Origin of the sequence: Sulfitobacter alexandrii (genome assembly GCF_001886735.1) — a bacterium.
In the GTDB taxonomy this organism is placed as follows: domain Bacteria; phylum Pseudomonadota; class Alphaproteobacteria; order Rhodobacterales; family Rhodobacteraceae; genus Sulfitobacter; species Sulfitobacter alexandrii.
The window spans coordinates 3,016,769-3,034,588 of record NZ_CP018076.1; the positions used below are offsets into that span (position 1 = coordinate 3,016,769).

A 17,820-nucleotide genomic window follows, 5' to 3' on the forward strand; every position below is an offset into this window, starting at 1 on the left:
GATGTGAAGCTTTCACGGCAGGCCGCCCGCGGCTCTGGACCTGCGGCGCGGAATAGGTTTCACTCCGTCAGGTTGACCATTGGTCCTGACGGGATGCTGATGCCTTCATTGCTCGACGTGGACGCCCTTACAATCGGCTTCGGCACCGCTCCCCCGGTTGTCGACGGTGTGAGCTTTTCCGTCCACGCCGGCGAAACGCTGGCGCTGGTCGGCGAAAGCGGGTCCGGCAAGACGCTGACCTGCCGGGCGGTGCTGCGGATCCTCCCCGAGACGGCCCAACTGCGGGGCGGTCGCATAGATTTCCGGCAACCGAGCGGCGACATGAACCTGCTGACCTGTTCCAGCCGTCAGATGCGGCGGATCAGGGGCAACCGGATCGCCATGATTTTCCAGGAACCGATGCGGTCGCTGTCCCCGCTTCACAGGCTGGGCAACCAGGTGGGCGAGGTGTTGCGCATCCACCGCAGCCTTGGCCGCGCCGAAACGAAGCGCAGGGTGCTGGAGCAATTCGAGAAGGTCGGCTTTGCCGATCCGGAACGCGCGTGGCGCAGCTACCCTTTCGAGATGTCGGGCGGGATGCGGCAGCGCGCGATGATCGCCATGGCGATGGTGGCAGAGCCGGAGTTGCTGATCGCCGACGAACCCACCACGGCGCTGGACGTGACCACGCAGGCGCAGGTGCTGGGCCTGATCCGCAATCTCCAGCAGGAAACCGGCATGGCGGTGATCCTCGTGACCCATGATCTGGGGGTGGTCGCCAACATGGCGCAGCAGGTGGTGGTGATGAACAGGGGCCGCGTGATGGAAAGGGGCCGCGCCGAAGAGGTGCTCGGCGCACCGTCCCACGGCTATACCCGCAAGCTCTTTGCCGCGGCGCCGCGCATACCCGACGTGGCCCAGCCGGCCCGCGCGCTCGATCACCGGGACGTGATCCTCGATCTGCGGCAGGTGTCCAAGACCTATACGATGCGCGCGGGGGGCTGGCGCAAACCGGTCACCGTCGCCGCCTGCCGGGACGTCAACCTGCAGGTGATCCGGGGCAAGACGCTGGCGGTCGTCGGCGAAAGCGGCTCGGGCAAGACGACCTGCGCGCGCATCGCGCTGGGGGCGGAGCGCCCCGACCCCGGTGGCGAGGTGCTGTTCACCCCCGACCGGGGCGACACGCCCCTGCCTGTGCACGACATGACCCCCGGCCAGCGAACCGCGTTCCAGCGTCAGGCGCAGATGGTGTTTCAGGACCCCTATTCATCGCTCTCGCCCCGGATGCGGGTACAGAGCGCCATGGTGGAGCCGATGCAGATCCACGGAATCGGCACCGCTGCGGAACAGCGCGAAAAGGCGGCGGAGATGCTGCGCTGGGTGGGGTTGAATCCCGACATGCTGCGCCGATACCCGCATGCCTTTTCCGGCGGGCAGCGGCAGCGGCTTTCCATCGCGCGTGCGCTGACGCTCGATCCCAAGCTGCTGATCTGCGACGAGCCGACCTCGGCGCTCGACGTGTCGGTGCAGGACCAGATCCTGACACTGCTCGAAGACATTCGCGACCGCGCCGCCCTGAGCTATCTTTTCATCAGTCACGATCTGGCCGTCGTCGCGCGCATCGCGGACGAGGTCGCGGTGATGCGGGCGGGCGTGATCGTGGAGCAGGCACCGCCCAAGACCCTGTTCTACAACCCGCGCCACCCCTACACGCAGGCGCTGATCGCCGCGCAGCCGGAGCCGGACCTGTCGCGGCCCATCGACCTCGGCCTCGTCGCCAAGGGAGCGGGATCGCCGGCGAGCTGGCCCGAGCAATTCCGCTTCGACGGCACCGACGCCCCGATGCTGCGCGAGCTCGATCCCGGACATATGGTGAGGTGCCATGCGTAGCCTGATTGCCTGCTTGATACTCTTCGTGATGGCGCAGACGGCCCTCGCCCAGCCCCTGCCGGCATTGCAGGAAAGCTCCTTCTGGCAGATGGAGATCGACCGCGGCGATCTGCCCCCGGTGGCGGAGCGGATCCCCGAGACACCGCTTGTCGTGGACCTGCCCGCCAAGGGGCGCAGCTTCGGGCACCAGGGCGGCACGCTGAGGACGATGGTATCGCGTGCCAAGGACGTGCGGCAGATGGTGATCTACGGCTACGCCCGTCTGGTGGGTTACGATACAAGCTACGAGCTTTATCCCGACATCCTGCGGGACGTGGAGGTGGTGGACGACCGCAAGTACACCTTGCACCTGCGGCCCGGCCACCGCTGGTCCGACGGGGTGCCCTTCACCTCGGAGGATTTCCGGTACTGGTGGGAAAACGTGGCCAACGACGAACGGATCACGCCGACCGGCCCGCCCGAGTTCATGTACGTCGACGGCGTGCTGGGCAGCGTGACCTTCCCCGACCGATACACCGTCGTTTTCGAATGGCCGACCCCCAATGCCAATTTCCTGCCCCTCCTGGCGCAGGCGGCGCCGCCGTTCATCTACCGGCCCGCGCATTACCTCAAGCAGTTCCACGGTGATTTCGCGGACCCCGACGCGCTCAAGCTCGAGACCCGCAAGGCCCGCGTCAAGAGCTGGGCGGCGCTGCATAACCGGGTCGATGCGATGTACAAGTTCGACAATCCCCAGCAGCCGACGCTTCAGCCCTGGATCAACGCCAGCGGCACGACCTCGCGGCAGGTGTTCGTGCGCAACCCCTATTACCACCGGATCGACGCCCGGGGCGTGCAGCTGCCCTATATCGACGTGGTGGAGATGAGCATCGTCGGCGGCGGGCTGGTCGCGGCCAAGGCCAACGCGGGAGAGGCCGATCTGCAGGCCCGCGGGCTCGACTTTCCCGACATCTCGATCCTCAAGAAGGGCGAAGCCGACGGCGGCAATTACCGCACCCTGCTGTGGGGCAACGGGGCGGCGAGCCAGATCGCGATCTATCCCAATCTCAACTTCAACGACCCGGTCTGGCGCGAGGTGATGCGCGATGTCCGGTTCCGCCGCGCCCTGAGCCTCGGGATCGACCGGCACATGATCAACCGCGCACTCTACTTCGGCCTTGCCGCAGAGGGCGGCATGACCGCGTTGTCCTCCAGCCCGCTGTTCGACCCCGAGGATCTGAGGAAATGGTCCGACATGGACCTGTCTGCGGCCAATGCCCTGCTGGACCAGATGGGCCTGACCGAACGCACCTCGGACGGGCTGCGCAAGTTGCCCGACGGCCGACCGATGGAGTTCATCGTCGAGACGGCCGGCGAGCGGCAGGAAGTGGAGAACGCGCTGGCCATCGTCACCGACACATGGCGCGACCTCGGCATCAAGCTGGTGATGCGCCCTCTCGACCGGGACATCCTGCGCAACCGCGTGTTCGCGGGCGTCACCATGTCCGCGGTGTGGTATGGCTGGGACAACGGCCTGCCCTCCGCCTCCACGTCGCCCATGTATCTCGCCCCCACCGACCAGGTCTTCTTTGCCTGGCCGAAATGGGGGCAGTACTATCAGTCGGGCGGCGAAGTGGGCGAGCCACCCGACATACCTGCGGCGCAGCGTCTGATGGCGCTTTCGGATCAATGGAACCATACGTTCGACCGGGAGGAACGCCGCGCCATCTGGGCCGAGATGCTGGATATCCACGCCGACCAGCAATTCGGCATCGGCATCCTGTCGGAGGCGCCCCAGCCCGTGGTGGTGAACAAGAACCTGCGCAACGTTCCCGAGACCGGCATCTGGGCGTTCGAGCCGGGGGCGCATTTCGGTGTGCACCGGATCGATGAATTCTACTTCGAAGACGCGCCGCAGCAGGTGACGCAATGACCTTTCTGCGCTACGCGGTCTACCGGTTCCTCACCATGCTGCTCACGCTCTGGGTGGTGTCGATACTGGTCTTCATCATCATCAACCTGCCGCCCGGCGACTACCTGTCGAACCAGATTGCCGAGCTTCGCGCGACGGGGCAGGCCGAAGGCGTGGCCAAGGCCGAGTTCCTGCGGACGGAATACGCGCTCGACCGGCCTTTGTGGGAGCAATACCTGATCTGGGTCGGCTTCGCCCCCGGCCCGAACGGGTTCTCCGGCCTGATCCAGGGCAATTTCGGCTGGTCCTTCGAATTCGACCAGCCGGTCGCCGAGATCGTGGGCGACGCGCTGTGGCTGACGGTGCTGGTGAACCTCGCCGCGGTGCTGTTCGTCTACGTGGTGGCCCTGCCGCTGGGCGTTCTGGCGGCGGCCAAGGCGGAGACATGGGCCGATTACACCGCCGGGTTCGCCGGTTACCTCGGCCTTGCCACGCCGAACTTCCTGCTGGCGCTGATCCTGTTCTATTACGGGCACAAGTATTTCGACATTCCCATCGGCGGCCTGATGGACCCGACCTTCGAGGGCGAGCCGCTGAGCTGGGCCAAGATCAAGTCCATCGCCATCCACCTGATCGTGCCCACCTTCGTCATCGGCACCTCCGGGGCGGCGGCGATGATGCAGCGGCTGCGCGCCAACATGCTGGACGAGTTGAGCAAGCCCTACGTCGAAACGGCGCGGGCAAAGGGGCTGGCCCCGGCACGGCTGCTGGCGAAGTATCCGCTGCGCATGGCCTTCAACCCCTTCGTGGCCGATATCGGCAACCTGCTGCCCGCCATGGTGTCGGGATCGGTGCTGGTGTCGGTCGTGCTGGCCCTGCCCACCATCGGGCCCGCGCTTCTGGCTGCGCTGAAAAGCCAGGATCAGTTCCTGGCCGCCTTCGTCCTGATGTTCGTGGCGCTTCTGACGCTCGTGGGCACGATGATCTCGGACATGCTGCTGGTGCTGCTCGACCCGCGCATCCGCTACGGGGCGCGTGACGCATGAGCATCCAGCCCGACAACCGCTACGTCGACCAGGAACCCTGGTCGGACGACACCGACATCAGCGCCCCGGAACGCGCCGACATGGATGCCTCCGCCGCGCGCCTGACATGGCGCAAGTTCAAGCGGCATAAAATCGGGCTGATCTCGGGCGTGTTCCTCCTGCTGTGCTACCTGATGCTTCCCATCGCCGGGTTCATCGCGCCCTACACGCCGAACGAGCGCAGCGCGGATTACCTCTATGCCCCGCCGCAAAGCGTGAACCTCTGGCACGAGGGGCAGTTCGTCGGTCCTTTCGTCTATCCGATCACCGCCGAGGCGGATCTGGAAAACTTCCGCTGGACCTATACCACGGACACGACGACGCCGATGCCGCTCGATTTCCTTTGCGAGGGCAGCACGTACAACCTCTTTGGCCTGATCCCCTCGGACACCCACCTGTTCTGCGCGCCAGAAGGGGCGACGATCTTTCTGTGGGGGTCCGACAGGCTGGGCCGTGACGTGTTCAGCCGGATTCTCTACGGCGCGCAGCTTTCGCTGACGGTGGGTCTGATCGGCATCACCGTGTCCTTCCTTCTGGGCATCACCTTCGGCGCACTGGCGGGATATTTCGGCGGCCGGACCGACTGGATCGTCAACCGCGTGATCGAGATCCTGCGCTCCCTGCCCGAACTGCCGCTCTGGCTCGCGCTGTCCGCCGCGGTCCCCTCCAACTGGAGCCCGGTGGCCGTGTTCTTCATCATCTCGATCATCCTCGGCATCCTCGACTGGCCCGGACTGGCCCGCGCGGTACGGTCCAAGTTCCTGTCCCTGCGCGAAGAGGAATTCGTCAAGGCAGCCGAGATGATGGGCGCCAAACCCGCGCGGGTGATCAGCCGCCACCTGCTGCCCAATTTCATGTCCCACCTGATCGCCAGCGCGACCCTGTCGATCCCGGCCATGATCCTGGGTGAAACCGCGCTCAGTTTCCTCGGCCTGGGGCTCCGCGCGCCCGCCGTCAGCTGGGGTGTCATGCTGAACGACGCGCAGAACCTGGCCAGCATCGAGATCTACTGGTGGACGGCGATCCCGATGCTGCCGATCATCATCGTGGTGCTTGCGTTCAACTTCCTCGGGGACGGGCTTCGCGCCTCGCTCGACCCCTACAAGGGCTGAGGCGCCTTCCGGTACGGGGGGACCAATCTACAGGCCCTGCCCTTCTTTATGCCGAAAATACCTCCGGGGAGCGCGAGGGGCAGCGCCCCTCGCCCCGGTCGGACGGGCGCACGCCCGTTCGAAACCGGATCAGGCGTACCAGTCGCCCATCCTGACCTCGATGCCGGTGCCCAGACGCTTGGCGAAATCCTCGGGGTCCTGCGTGCCACCGTCCCGGCCCCGGTAGTGATAGGGATAGACATAGGTGGGCGCGAAGTCGGAGACTGCCGAGGCGGCGGCGTTCACGTCCATGGTGAAGGGCAGGTTCATGCAGACGAAGGCCAGGTCGATGTCCGACAGCTCCCGCATTTCGGGGATGTCTTCGGTGTCGCCCGAGATGTAGACCCTGAAGCCGTCGAAGTTCAGCACGTAGCCGTTGTCGCGCCCCTGCGGATGAAAGTTCTTGCGCTCCTCGGTGATGTTGTAGGCGGGGATCGCCTCGATGTTCATGTCGGCGAACTGGGTCATTTCGCCATTCGCCACGGCGTCCGCCCTCGCTTTCATCTCTTCGGGCAGCATGTCGAACACCGCCGGGTTGGTGATCATGCGGGTGTTTTCAACCACGAGTTCCGCAAGGGTGTCGGCATTGTAATGGTCGCCATGCTCGTGGGTGATCAGGATGAGATCGGCCGCCGGGAAATCCGCGTACTGGGCGGGCTCGCCGACCGGATCCACGTAGATCGTGCCCTTGGGTGTCTCCATGACGAAAGACGCGTGCGACACCGGATGCACGGTGATCGGACCCGCCCCGGTCTCGAAGGTGTCGCCCGCATGCGCTGCGGCGCGGGCAGCGTAGGGCAAGAGCGTGACGGCACCCGCTGCGGCGGCAGAGGTGACAAGGAAATGGCGACGGGTCTGTGACATGCTGGTCCTCCTGTGCGTTCCGGCAACCAGATAGGGTCGGAACCGGATAGGTCAAAGCGCATCGCGCCATTGCCCGCCGCCTCGGCGGATCAGCGGTCGTCCCCGGAACCGGACATGCCCTCCATGTCCTCCTCGTCGATATGAGCCTGAGCGGCTGCCGTGATCGCGCGGCGATCCTCCTCGCTCAGGTCCGCGACCTTGCCGTCCGCCAGCCGCACCGTGACTTCCCGGTGCGCGAACTTGATCCCTTCGCGCTCGAACAGGGCCCGGATGTCCTCGTAGACGCGCTTGCGGACCAGCCACTGGTCTCCGGGCTTTGTCATGAACTTGACCCGGATGATCATGGCGCTGTCCTGCATTTCGATCACGCCCTGCGATTTCAGCGGCTGGATGAAATTGTCGCCGATCACCGGGTCTTCCAGCAATTCCTGTCCCAGCTTCTTGATCAGCTTGCGCACCTTCTCGACGTCCGTGTCGTAGGTGACGCGCAGCGGCAGTTTCATCATGACCCAGTCGCGGCTGTAATTGGTGATGACCTGCAATTCGCCGAAGGCGATGGTGTGCAGCGCGCCCAGATGATGGCGCAGCTGGAACGACCGGACGGAAATCTTTTCCACCGTGCCCTTCACGTCGCCCACGTCGAGGTATTCCCCCTTGCGGAAGGCGTCGTCGAAGAGAAAGAACGCCCCCGCAAAGATGTCGCGCACCAGCGCCTGGCTGCCGAAGCCGATGGCCACGCCGACGATCCCCGCGCCCGCGAACAGGGGCCCGACATTGATGCCGAGTTCCATCAGCACGATCAGCACCAGCGTCACCACCACGAGGATCAGGACGAAGTTGCGAAACAGGGGAAGAAGGGTGGCCAGTCGGCTGGCGGAGGATCCGCCGCCCTCGTCGCCCAGTTCGACCTCGGTTTCCTCTCCGGCCTCCTCCGCGATCTTGTTGTCGATCCAGATGCGGAACGCGTGGTAGATCACGTAGCCGATCAGCAGGATGACCAGCACGTCGAGAAAGCGGTCGGCGTAGCTTTCGACCATCTGGGCGCCCTCGTTGTCCCAGATGTAGAAAAAGGCATAGATGCCCGCGACGAAGGCGAGGATACCTGCCACCCGGCCGGCCAGTGCCTCGAAGGTGTTCAGGTGCTGCTGGTGCATGGTGCCCAGTCGGGCCTCTTCCTCGGCGACCGCCGCACGGGTCCGGGCCAACTCGCCTTCCAGCCGTTCCTCCTCGGCGCCGTTGCCCTCTCCTTTGGCCGCGGAAGCCAGTTCCGCCTCCTGGGTTTCTTCCTCGGCCAGTTTCTCGTTCATCCTGCGGATCGCACGCGCCCGCGCGAAGGTGCGTTCGATCACGTAGTTGATGACGCCGTAGACGACGATGATCGACAACAGGATGCCGTATGCACCGGCGATCAGGGGGATGGAGGACGGATTGGCCAGCACCAGATCATAGGTCAGTTCAAACCACGCGAAGAAGACGTAGACGATCATCGCCGGGGCCCAGGCCCGCGACAGGAAACGCACCACCAGGCTGCACTCGGCGATCGGTTTGCCGTTGCGCAGGGCCAGACTGATCGCGCGACGGTTGACCAGCACCATCAGCACGTTGATCAGCACGATCACGGCTGACATGCCTGCCGACAGAAACGCGTAGACGTCGTAGTTCAGCCCCAGTTCCGCGATCCAGATCCCGAAGAGGATCGCACAGATGTCCAGAACCGCCAGCGACCAGAGCCAGCGATGCAGTTTCCGGGCGTCGCGATCGCTGAAATGGGGGATCCGGTATTGGCTGAGGAACGGCGAGAGGATCATGCGCCACAGCCCGGCGACGACCCGGCAGGCGAAGTAGCCGATGTTGATGAGACTGACGGTGAATTGCATCGCCGTGTCTTCGAGGGTGCCGAAGATCAGGAACCCCAGAATGTATGCGACCAGCATCGACACGAGGATGCCGAGCACGCCCACCCCGAAGCGCATGACGAGAAAGGGCATCTTCTCGACATAGCCACGCGGGTTCTCCATGACCCGAGAGGTGACGAAACCGCGCGCGATGCGCCTGCCGAACACGTACCGTTCGAACAGGGCCCCGACCCCGAAGAGCCCGAGGCTGATCAGCAGCGCCTTGCCGAACGCCCAGAGCGTGCCGTCCGGGCTGGCCGCGCGCAGGATGTAGAGCACCTCGTTCACCGCGTTCGGCAACAGCAAAAGCCGTTCGACCAGTGCGGCCCGGAAGCGCACGACCCTGTCCTGCGCCGCCATCAGCGGCGACTTGGTGTCCTGCTCCGTGGCCGCGGGTGTCTCGGCGGGCACTTCCGCCGGCCGGTTCAGGATATTGCCATCGGTGTCGATGACGATCACGCCGACACCGCTTTCGCTCGCCTGACGTATGATGCGCCCGATCTCGCCGCCGTTCTCCGGCGCAGGGTCGGATCCGTCGGTCGCCAGAAGCGGGCCGGCCACCTGCGCCACCCCGTCCTGCGGCGTGAGGAAGAACATCGCCAGCGTCATGAAAAGCAACATCAGGTAGTGCATAGCGTCCCCCGCCGACCGACCGGAACACGCTATGTCACGGGACACTTTATTGCAATCGCGGCAACGCCGCCCGGCGCGGCGTGCAGGCCGAATTTTTGCGGCTGAGGTTTTGCAAGACACTGCAATCTGTGCCATAGCGGGTTGCAGGCGCCACGGGCTGCCATACTGAAACCGGAAAGATTGCCCATGACGCATCCTGCCCGCCTTCACCTGCCGTTTTCCGTGCAGGGTCTTCCCGCCATCTTTCCCCGGACACGCGCAGGCCGCCGCGGCGACAGGCGCATCAGTCGATCTGGCCCCCGGGTCGCCGCCTGATGAATTCCGAACCGAAGCGGGGCCAGATGGAGCAGATGTCCGAGACCGTCAGCATGGCCCGCCGCGCCACGTCGCGACGCATCATGTTCTACAGTCACGACACCTTCGGGCTGGGCCACCTGCGGCGGTCGCGTGCGCTGGCGACGGCGCTGACCAAGGGCGACGACAAATCGTCGGCGATCATCCTGACGGGCTCTCCGGTCGCGGGGCGCTTCACCTTTCCCGAAAGGGTCGATCACATCCGCCTGCCCGGCGTGACCAAGCTGCCCGACGGGTCCTACATCAGCCAGACGCTGGGCATGGACATCGACCAGACGACATCGCTGCGCGCCGGGCTGATCCAGACCTCGGTGGAGCAATACCAGCCCGACCTGCTGATCGTGGACAAGGAACCGACCGGCTTTCGCGGAGAGCTGCTGCCGACGCTGGAATGGCTCGAGCGCAAGGGCAAGGTTCCCTGCGTGCTGGGCCTGCGGGACGTGCTGGACGAACCCGGGGTGATCGCGGCCGAGTGGGCGCGCAAGGGCGCCATCGAGGCGACGGAACGCTTCTATGACGAGATCTGGGTCTATGGTGCCCGCGATGTCTATGATCCGACCGAGGGGCTGGCGCTTTCCGAAGCCACCCGCGCCCGGATGCACTGGACGGGCTACCTGCGCCGCACCGTCACCGATGCGTCCGAGGTGCCCGACCGCCCCTACATCCTGATTACGCCGGGCGGCGGCGGGGATGGCGCCGCCATGGTGTCGCTGGTGCTGGAAGCCTACGAGAACGATCCCTCGCTGGGACCGGACGCGGTGCTGGTCTACGGCCCCTTCCTGTCGGGCGAGGTCCGCGCGGCCTTTGACGCGCGGGTGGCCAGGCTGGGCGGGCGGGTCATCGCGACCGGTTTCGACAGCCGGATCGAAGCCCTTTTCGCCCGGGCCGAAGGCGTGATCTGCATGGGGGGCTACAACACGTTCTGCGAGGTGCTCTCCTTTGACAAGCCGGCGATCATCGTGCCGCGCACCAAGCCGCGGCTCGAACAGTGGATCAGGGCCAGCCGGGCCGAACAGCGCGGGCTGGTTCGGATGCTGGACGAAACCCGCGACGGCATGACCGCCGAGGCGATGATCGACGCGATCCGCGCGCTGCCCCGACAGGCAAGGCCGTCGCAGGCCGGCGCGGACGGTCTTCTGGACGGGCTGGACGTGGTCGTGGCACGGGCGCGGGCCCTGATGGCCGGGGAGCCGCGCGGGTGACTGCGCAAAGGCTGGCCGTGGTGGTCAAGGGCTGGCCCCGCCTGTCGGAGACCTTCATCGCCCAGGAGCTTGTCGCGCTGGAGGAAGCCGGGCTGGATTTCGACATCTGGTCGCTGCGGCACCCGACCGACCGCAAGACGCATCCGCTGCACGACCGGCTGCAGGCGCAGGTGCGGTACCTGCCGGAATACCTGCGCGATGAACCGAGGCGCGTCGCACGCGCGGTCGGCGCAGCTGCTGACCTGCCCGGCTTCGACGCCGCTGCCGCTGCCTATGCCGCCGATCTGGAGCGCGACGATACGCCGAACCGCCGCCGCCGCTGGGGGCAGGCCTGCGTCATGGCCCACGAGATGCCGCAGGACGTGGCGGGGCTTTACGCCCATTTCCTGCACACGCCGTCCTCGGTCGCGCGGTATGCCGCGATCCTGCGGGGGGTGCCGTGGTCGTTTTCCGCCCACGCCAAGGACATCTGGACCTCGCCCGAATGGGAGCTGCGCGAAAAGCTGTCGGCCCGGCACCACGGCGCGGCCTTCGGCGCGACCTGCACAGCCTTCGGCGCGGCGCATCTTCAGGGGCTGGCCGATACGCCGCCCCGGGTCGACCTTGTCTATCACGGTCTGGATCTCGACCGTTTTCCGGCCCCGCCCGACCGGACGCCGCGCGCGCCGGACGAGCGGTTCCACATGATCTCCGTCGGACGGCTGGTCGAGAAAAAGGGCTTCGACAACCTGATCGACGCGCTGGCGCTGCTGCCCGCCAGCCTCGACTGGCACTGGACCCATATCGGTGGCGGGGCACTGGATGGGCAGATGCGCGCACGGGCCGAGGCGCATGGCATCGCGGATCGGATCACGTGGCGCGGCGCCTGCGACCAGCCGGAAGTGATCGCGGCGATGCGCGCCGCCGACCTGTTCGTGCTGCCCTCGCGGATCGCCGCGGACGGGGACCGCGACGGCTTGCCCAACGTGCTGATGGAGGCGGCGAGCCAGAAGCTGCCGATCCTGAGCACGCCGGTTTCCGCCATTCCCGAGTTCATCGAGGATGGCACCCACGGTTTCCTGAGCGACGATGCGCCGGACAAGCTGGCCGCCGCGATGGCAGGGCTCGCCGCCGATCCCGCCCGCGCCGGACGGCTGGCCGAGGCGGCCTATCGGCGACTGACGTCGGACTTCGTGATGCAGCCGGGGATCGCGCACCTGCGGCAACGGCTGGGCGCGATGCTCGCACGGGGCGCCTGATGCGCCTCGCCTTCTATGCGCCCCTCAAACCGCCCGACCACCCCGTGCCATCTGGGGACCGGGCAATGGCGCGTGGCCTGATGGCCGCGCTGCAGGGGATGCCCGCCGAGGTCACGCTGGCCAGCACCCTGCGCAGCCGGGACGGTGCGGGGAACCCCGCGTTCCAGTCCCGGACGATGGCTTTGGCAGAGACCGAGATCGCCCAGCTGGTCCGGCAGGGCCGCGCGGCCCGGTGGCAAGCGTGGATCAGCTATCACAACTACTACAAGGCGCCGGACCTGATCGGCCCCGCCGTGGCCCGGACGCTTGGCATCCCCTACCTACAGGTGGAATCGACCCGCGCCCGCAAACGGCTCGTGGGCCCCTGGGCCGCCTATGCCACCGCGGCCGAGTCGGCGGCGGACGCCGCTTCGGTCATCTTCCACGTCACCGAACGCGATGCGGAGACCCTGCGCCGGCACGCGCCGGCGGGACAGCGCCTGATTCCGCTGCGCCCGTTTCTCGACCGCAGCAGCCTGCCGGCGCCCTCAACCCGAACCGGGCCCATGCTAAGTGTCGGCATGATGCGCGCGGGCGACAAGCTCTCCTCCTACCGCATCATCGCGGAAACCCTCGCGCTGCTGCCCGGCGACTGGCGGCTCGAGATCGCGGGGGATGGCCCCGCGCGGGAGCGGGTGGCGCAGCTCATGGCGCCTTTCGGGGGCCGGGTGCGCCTGCTGGGCGCCTTGTCCGAAACCGAACTCGCGGAGGCCTACGGTACGGCCTCGCTGATGTTCTGGCCCGGCGTGAACGAGGCCTTCGGGCTGAGCTACATCGAGGCGCAGGCGGCCGGCGTACCGGTGGTGGCACAGGACCGGCCCGGCGTGCGCGATGTCCTTGCGCCCGGCACCTATCCCCCGCCGGAAGCGGGTGCCGCCCCGCTCGCCGACATGCTGGCGACGCTGCTGGCAGACCCTGACCTCGGGGCGCGACGGGGCGATGCTGCACGCGCCCATGTGAAACAGCATCACCTGAGGCCCGCCGCGATCGACAGCCTGCGCGCGGGCCTCGCCGCCGCGGGGGTGACATGACCCGCCTCGCCCTGCTGCGCCACGGCCATACCGCGTGGAACCGCGCCGGTCGCATCCAGGGGCGCACCGATGTGCCGCTGGACGACGCCGCCCGTGCGCAGCTTGCCGACCTGTCGCTGCCCGCCCCGTGGGACCGTGCCGCGATCTGGTCCAGCCCGCTGCAGCGCGCGGTCGAGACGGCGCGGCTGGTCAGCGGGAGAGATCCGCGAACGGACCCGGCGCTGACCGAGATGCACTGGGGCGACTGGGAAGGCCGGACGCGCCCCGAGCTTCACGCCGATCCCGCCTGCGATTACCGCCCCATCGAGGCCTGGGGCTGGGACCACGCGCCCCCCGGCGGCGAAAGCCCGGCCCGGGTTCGGGATCGCCTGCTGCCCTGGGCGCAGGCGATGACGCAGGACGCCGTCGCGGTGTGTCATATCGGCGTGATGCGCGTGCTGCTCGCCCGTGCGCACGGCTGGGACTTCGACGGGCCTGCCCCCTTTGCCGTCAAGCGCAACAGGCTCTACGTGATCGACATCACGGCCAGTGGCTGGCGGCCCGCCGTGGAACCGGTCAGGCTGATCGGAGGCACGTCATGAAGGTGATGATCGTGGTGACCCATCTGCTTGGAACGGGGCACCTGTCGCGTGCCCTGACGCTGGCGCGCGCGTTCCGCGAGGGCGGGCATGCGGTGCGGGTCGTGTCCGGCGGGATGCCGGTGGCGCATCTCGACGACCCCGATCTGCCGCTGACGCAGCTGCCCCCCGTGCGGTCGGACGGCGTGGATTTCGCGCGGCTGCTCGACGAGACCGGCACGGCGGTGTCCGACACCTTTCTGTCCGCCCGTCAGGACGCACTTCTTTCGGCCTTTCGCGACATGCAGCCCGATGTCCTGATCACCGAACTCTTTCCGTTCGGCCGGCGCATCCTCAGGCAGGAATTCCGCGCCCTGCTGGAAACCGCGCGGGCGGTGCCGCACCCGCCGCTGGTCTGCGCGTCGATCCGCGACATCCTTGCGCCGCCGAGCAAGCCGAAAAAGGCGGAATTCGCGGAAGAGACGATCGAGGCGTTCTACGACGCGGTGCTGGTCCACGCGGACCCCGGGATCACGCCTCTGGACCTGAGCTGGCCGGTGTCCGATGCGCTGAAGGCGCGGCTGCGGTATACCGGGTTCGTCGCGCCAGCGCCTGCGGACGCGCATCCGCGCAGGGACGGGCTGCGAGAGGTGATCGTCAGCGCGGGCGGCGGCGACGTCGGGGCCGAGATCTTTGCCACCGCCCTCGCGTCGGCGGCGCGGGACAAGGGCCGCAAATGGCGGCTGCTGCTGGGCGGGGCCGATGCCGCCAGCCGCGCGGCGGCGATGTCTCCGCCCGCCAACGCGACCGTCGAACCGGCGCGCCCCGACTTCCGGCAGATGCTGCACCATGCGGCGGCCTCCATTTCCATGTGCGGCTACAACACCGCGCTGGACCTGCTGCAGACAGGTTGCCCGGCGGTGCTGATCCCCTTCGATGCGGGCAGCGAGGTGGAACAGGGGCTGCGGGCAAACGCGCTGGCGGAAAGGCCGGGCTTTGCCGTCCTGCGCAGTGCGGACCTGACCGCCGCCGCGATGTTGCAAGCGCTGGACGAGGTGACGCGCGGCCCCCGCCCCGCCCCCCTGCGCGACGGGCTGGACGGGGCGACCCGGACGGTCGAGATCGTGACATCGATGCTGGAGGACAGGCCATGAGCATCGATTGGTCGCCGCTGACCGCCGAGCTTGCCCGCTGGCGGGCCGAGGCGCGCGACCTGCCCCTGTGGTGGCGCGACGACGATGCAACGGAGCCGACCGCCGCGCTGGACAGACTGCTGACGCTGTCGGCGGCACTGGACATGCCGGTCCATCTGGCCGTGATCCCCCGGGCCGCCACCGACGGGCTCGCCGACCGTCTGCGCGGCGTGGGCCATGCCACCACGGTCGTGCATGGCTGGGCGCACGAGAACCACGCGCCGCCGGGCCGTAAGAAGGCGGAGTTCGGACAGCCGCGCCCCGATGCCGTCGCCGACGCCGAGGCGGGGCTGACCCGGTTGCGACACCTGTTCGGGGACGGGCTGCTCGACCTGTTCGTGCCGCCCTGGAACCGGATCGACTCGTCGGTCGTCGAGGCGCTGCCCGGGATCGGCTTTCGCGGCCTGTCGACGTACACGCCCCGCCCCGCGCGCGAGGCCGCGCCGGGACTGGTGCAGATCAACACCCATGTCGATCCCATCCACTGGCGCGGCGGCGGCGGGCTTGTCGATGCCGACATCCTGATCGCCGCGCTGGTCGCGCATCTCGAGGACCGCCGCGCGGGCCGCGCCGACGCGGCGGAACCGCTGGGCCTGCTGACGCACCACCTTGTGCATGACAGCGCGATCTGGGAGTTCACGCATGCCTGCCTGTCCACCCTGCTGATGGGCGGCGCGCGGCCGATCAACCTGCTGCACCTGAAAGGACCCCTGCCATGAGCCGTCTTGAATCCATGCGCCGCCGCCTGACTGCCCAGATCGAGGGGCTGAACTGGGCGGCAAAGGAGGTTGGCGCCCTGAAGGGCGACGTTCTGGAACTGGGGCTGGGGAACGGGCGCACCTACGATCACCTGCGCGAGGTGCTGCCCGGCCGGCGCATCTGGGTCATCGACCGCGAGATGAACGCGCATCCCTCCTGCGTCCCGCCCGAGGCGGACTTTCTGCAGGGCGACGCGGACCGGATGCTGGACCGGATGGCACAGGCGGGAACCCGGCTTGCCCTCGTGCACTACGAACTGGGCATCGGCGTGGCGGAAGCCGACGCGGTAAAGAGCCGCAGCCTCAGCCCCCTGATCGCCCCGCTGCTGGTGCCCGGCGGGCTGGTGATCTCGCAGGATCCGCTGGAGGGGTTCGAGCGGATCGCGGGGCCGGAGACGGTGGAAGCGGATCGGTACCTGTTTTATCGCCGCTGAGGGAACCGGAAGGCGACGCCGGGCATTGAGAGACAAAAGGAGAACATCAATGACCGACAACCCCAAGAGCAACCCGACCGGCAACGCGGAAAAGGACCCCGAGGACTGGGTCACCGGCGACGAGCCGATGACCGGCGCGCAGGCGAGCTATCTCAAGACGCTGTGCGAGCAGCACGGCGAAGAGTTTCAGGACGGTCTGACGAAGGCGGAGGCGTCGGAACGGATCGAGGCGCTGAAGGGGTGAGATAGGCGGCTAAAGGGTCTGCTGCTACGCATTACCTTGCAAATCGTAGACCGCGTCCGAACCGAGGGGCGGAGGCCGACTTGGAAACTGTCCAGTGGACAGTTTCAGGCCGGAGCGGGCGGAGCCCGGAAGAGCGAAGCGCCCGCCCCGTGGGCGTGGGTGAGGCCAAGCCCGCCCGGGGTTTGGCAATTAGAGCCACGCCAGCGAAAGTTATTTTAAAAATTCAACGAAGTTAGTAGATTCCAACTGCTAATGTCATCTAATGATCGAGTATCGCGTCGCCAAATTTGGAGGTAAGCCTGTGAGCGAGTCTAAGTCCGGTCAAGTCTTCAATCCCAACGAAAGTTCGCATTCATTGGATTTGGGTAGTTTGCCAAGGGACGCTATCAAAGCCTTGATAGAAAAGCTAAACCAAAGGAGCCAGCGTGTAACGCGGGTCTTCAAGAGTGACTACGACTTAAGCGTCAACGAGCTTAAGCAATTGATGACGAAGATATTAGACGAATTTCATGCCTGCAGCATAATTTCCAATGCCGCTGCGGCGACTGTTGTACTATCAAAGAACCAGCGCTTCGACTTTTCCAGTTGGAGTGAATTCGAAGAGTTTGATAAAAGCCAATCCCAAACAACCAAATCCCTAACATTCCAAATCACACTAGACGTAATTCGTGGAGAAATTGAAACGCCTGAACGTTACACCGTTCAGATTTCAGTACAAAACAACCCGGCGCAGTTCGGAATACAAATTGGACCTTTTGGCATCCGTCCTGTAGATAGTTTTGAAATTCCTCCCGCGCCGCTTGTGGCAGCAATTACTTTTAACAACTATATCATAGGCAAGAACCTCATAGCAACCGTAGAGGATTGGGAGAAATCTCTTAAGAAAAGAGAAAGCCCAGTTCGGAAGAAGTTTCAAAAGTGGTCCTCTAGTATCAATGCCGCACTCGTCTTCATGGCGACTATTGCAGGCGTTTATGCATGCAGATTGCCGCTCGAAACCGTGGACCTAAACCAGCCAAAGGGTCTTGGCATATTTCTTCTTTGGAGCGCGGCAGTAATCTACTCGTTCTACACAGCTGGAAGTTTCTTTGCGAGTCGTGTGGAGCGTGAGGTTGACCGCCAACTTCCATATAATAACATCACCTTGACTGAAGGTGATAAACGCCTTGAGGAGAAACGGTCGGGGAAAAATCGAAAAACAGCGCTTAAGGCATTTAGCTACTTTGTAGCCGTCTTGGTTCAAATTGGGTGTAGTTTAGCAGCAACTGGTATTTGGAAGTGGGGCACATTACTGGCAACGAACTAATTGAATTATTAGTTGACTCCGTGATTCAGATACACAACTTGTCTATCCCATCCCAACTTTAGCAACACCCAGCGGC

General features: G+C 65.9%; 15 protein-coding genes. 13 read left to right on the forward strand and 2 right to left on the reverse strand.

The window, feature by feature from the left end; genetic code table 11:
* The first annotated feature begins 99 nt into the window (after window positions 1-99).
* From BOO69_RS14810 to BOO69_RS14825, 4 genes are read left to right on the forward strand one after another with little or no spacing between them, the layout of a single operon-like run.
* On the forward strand, window positions 100-1,869 hold the full coding sequence (locus BOO69_RS14810; RefSeq protein WP_071973841.1) for an ABC transporter ATP-binding protein: 1,770 nt from the start codon (window positions 100-102) through the stop codon (window positions 1,867-1,869).
* Window positions 1,862-3,781, forward strand: coding sequence for an ABC transporter substrate-binding protein (locus BOO69_RS14815; protein WP_083545539.1), 1,920 nt, complete (start codon window positions 1,862-1,864; stop codon window positions 3,779-3,781). The genes BOO69_RS14810 and BOO69_RS14815 overlap by 8 nt, the downstream gene beginning before the upstream one ends.
* On the forward strand, window positions 3,778-4,806 hold the full coding sequence (locus BOO69_RS14820) for an ABC transporter permease (RefSeq protein ID WP_071972878.1): 1,029 nt from the start codon (window positions 3,778-3,780) through the stop codon (window positions 4,804-4,806). The genes BOO69_RS14815 and BOO69_RS14820 overlap by 4 nt, the downstream gene beginning before the upstream one ends.
* The gene (locus BOO69_RS14825; RefSeq protein ID WP_071972879.1) at window positions 4,803-5,957 is read left to right on the forward strand and encodes an ABC transporter permease; all 1,155 of its coding nucleotides are present in this window, start codon (window positions 4,803-4,805) and stop codon (window positions 5,955-5,957) included. The genes BOO69_RS14820 and BOO69_RS14825 overlap by 4 nt, the downstream gene beginning before the upstream one ends.
* Window positions 5,958-6,086: 129 nt before the next feature.
* Here BOO69_RS14825 and BOO69_RS14830 read toward each other — a convergent pair whose 3' ends face one another.
* Together BOO69_RS14830 and BOO69_RS14835 are read right to left on the reverse strand one after the other, a co-directional pair.
* Window positions 6,087-6,860 (reverse strand): MBL fold metallo-hydrolase, encoded by a 774-nt coding sequence (locus BOO69_RS14830; RefSeq protein WP_071972880.1) that lies wholly within the window; start codon window positions 6,858-6,860, stop codon window positions 6,087-6,089.
* Window positions 6,861-6,949: 89 nt separating this feature from the next.
* A complete protein-coding gene (locus tag BOO69_RS14835; RefSeq protein ID WP_083545540.1) occupies window positions 6,950-9,388 on the reverse strand; it encodes a mechanosensitive ion channel family protein in 2,439 nt (812 codons plus the stop codon).
* 350 nt (window positions 9,389-9,738) lie between these two features.
* Between BOO69_RS14835 and BOO69_RS14840 the strand changes: the two genes are divergently transcribed.
* The 9 genes from BOO69_RS14840 (at window position 9,739) to BOO69_RS23100 (ending at window position 17,744) form a co-directional block, all read left to right on the forward strand.
* On the forward strand, window positions 9,739-10,944 hold the full coding sequence (locus BOO69_RS14840) for a glycosyltransferase family protein (protein WP_071973844.1): 1,206 nt from the start codon (window positions 9,739-9,741) through the stop codon (window positions 10,942-10,944).
* Window positions 10,941-12,182, forward strand: a complete 1,242-nt coding sequence (locus BOO69_RS14845; RefSeq protein WP_071972881.1) for a glycosyltransferase family 4 protein — start codon at window positions 10,941-10,943, stop codon at window positions 12,180-12,182. Before BOO69_RS14840 ends, BOO69_RS14845 begins: the two co-directional genes overlap by 4 nt.
* Window positions 12,182-13,252, forward strand: coding sequence for a glycosyltransferase family 4 protein (locus tag BOO69_RS14850; protein ID WP_237267486.1), 1,071 nt, complete (start codon window positions 12,182-12,184; stop codon window positions 13,250-13,252). The genes BOO69_RS14845 and BOO69_RS14850 overlap by 1 nt, the downstream gene beginning before the upstream one ends.
* Window positions 13,249-13,833, forward strand: coding sequence for a histidine phosphatase family protein (locus BOO69_RS14855; protein ID WP_071972882.1), 585 nt, complete (start codon window positions 13,249-13,251; stop codon window positions 13,831-13,833). Before BOO69_RS14850 ends, BOO69_RS14855 begins: the two co-directional genes overlap by 4 nt.
* Complete coding sequence (locus tag BOO69_RS14860) at window positions 13,830-14,963, forward strand: glycosyltransferase family protein (RefSeq protein WP_071972883.1); 1,134 nt, start codon at window positions 13,830-13,832, stop codon at window positions 14,961-14,963. Before BOO69_RS14855 ends, BOO69_RS14860 begins: the two co-directional genes overlap by 4 nt.
* A complete protein-coding gene (locus tag BOO69_RS14865) occupies window positions 14,960-15,721 on the forward strand; it encodes a polysaccharide deacetylase family protein (protein ID WP_071972884.1) in 762 nt (253 codons plus the stop codon). Before BOO69_RS14860 ends, BOO69_RS14865 begins: the two co-directional genes overlap by 4 nt.
* Window positions 15,718-16,194: a class I SAM-dependent methyltransferase gene (locus tag BOO69_RS14870; protein ID WP_071972885.1), complete on the forward strand. Its 477-nt coding sequence runs from the start codon at window positions 15,718-15,720 to the stop codon at window positions 16,192-16,194. The genes BOO69_RS14865 and BOO69_RS14870 overlap by 4 nt, the downstream gene beginning before the upstream one ends.
* A 49-nt stretch (window positions 16,195-16,243) precedes the next feature.
* The gene (locus tag BOO69_RS14875; RefSeq protein ID WP_071972886.1) at window positions 16,244-16,438 is read left to right on the forward strand and encodes a DUF3072 domain-containing protein; all 195 of its coding nucleotides are present in this window, start codon (window positions 16,244-16,246) and stop codon (window positions 16,436-16,438) included.
* Between the two features lie 262 nt (window positions 16,439-16,700).
* Window positions 16,701-17,744 (forward strand): hypothetical protein, encoded by a 1,044-nt coding sequence (locus BOO69_RS23100; protein WP_156874943.1) that lies wholly within the window; start codon window positions 16,701-16,703, stop codon window positions 17,742-17,744.
* The last annotated feature ends 76 nt before the right edge of the window (window positions 17,745-17,820 follow it).

Coding starts and splice junctions, on each gene's coding strand:
- BOO69_RS14810 (WP_071973841.1), top strand. CDS start 100: ATGCCTTCATTGCTCGACGTGGACGCCCTTACAATCGGCTTCGGCACC.
- BOO69_RS23100 (WP_156874943.1), top strand. CDS start 16,701: ATGATCGAGTATCGCGTCGCCAAATTTGGAGGTAAGCCTGTGAGCGAG.
- BOO69_RS14815 (WP_083545539.1), top strand. CDS start 1,862: ATGCGTAGCCTGATTGCCTGCTTGATACTCTTCGTGATGGCGCAGACG.
- BOO69_RS14860 (WP_071972883.1), top strand. CDS start 13,830: ATGAAGGTGATGATCGTGGTGACCCATCTGCTTGGAACGGGGCACCTG.
- BOO69_RS14870 (WP_071972885.1), top strand. CDS start 15,718: ATGAGCCGTCTTGAATCCATGCGCCGCCGCCTGACTGCCCAGATCGAG.
- BOO69_RS14850 (WP_237267486.1), top strand. CDS start 12,182: ATGCGCCTCGCCTTCTATGCGCCCCTCAAACCGCCCGACCACCCCGTG.
- BOO69_RS14875 (WP_071972886.1), top strand. CDS start 16,244: ATGACCGACAACCCCAAGAGCAACCCGACCGGCAACGCGGAAAAGGAC.
- BOO69_RS14840 (WP_071973844.1), top strand. CDS start 9,739: ATGTCCGAGACCGTCAGCATGGCCCGCCGCGCCACGTCGCGACGCATC.
- BOO69_RS14820 (WP_071972878.1), top strand. CDS start 3,778: ATGACCTTTCTGCGCTACGCGGTCTACCGGTTCCTCACCATGCTGCTC.
- BOO69_RS14865 (WP_071972884.1), top strand. CDS start 14,960: ATGAGCATCGATTGGTCGCCGCTGACCGCCGAGCTTGCCCGCTGGCGG.
- BOO69_RS14835 (WP_083545540.1), bottom strand. CDS start 9,388: ATGCACTACCTGATGTTGCTTTTCATGACGCTGGCGATGTTCTTCCTC.
- BOO69_RS14825 (WP_071972879.1), top strand. CDS start 4,803: ATGAGCATCCAGCCCGACAACCGCTACGTCGACCAGGAACCCTGGTCG.
- BOO69_RS14830 (WP_071972880.1), bottom strand. CDS start 6,860: ATGTCACAGACCCGTCGCCATTTCCTTGTCACCTCTGCCGCCGCAGCG.
- BOO69_RS14855 (WP_071972882.1), top strand. CDS start 13,249: ATGACCCGCCTCGCCCTGCTGCGCCACGGCCATACCGCGTGGAACCGC.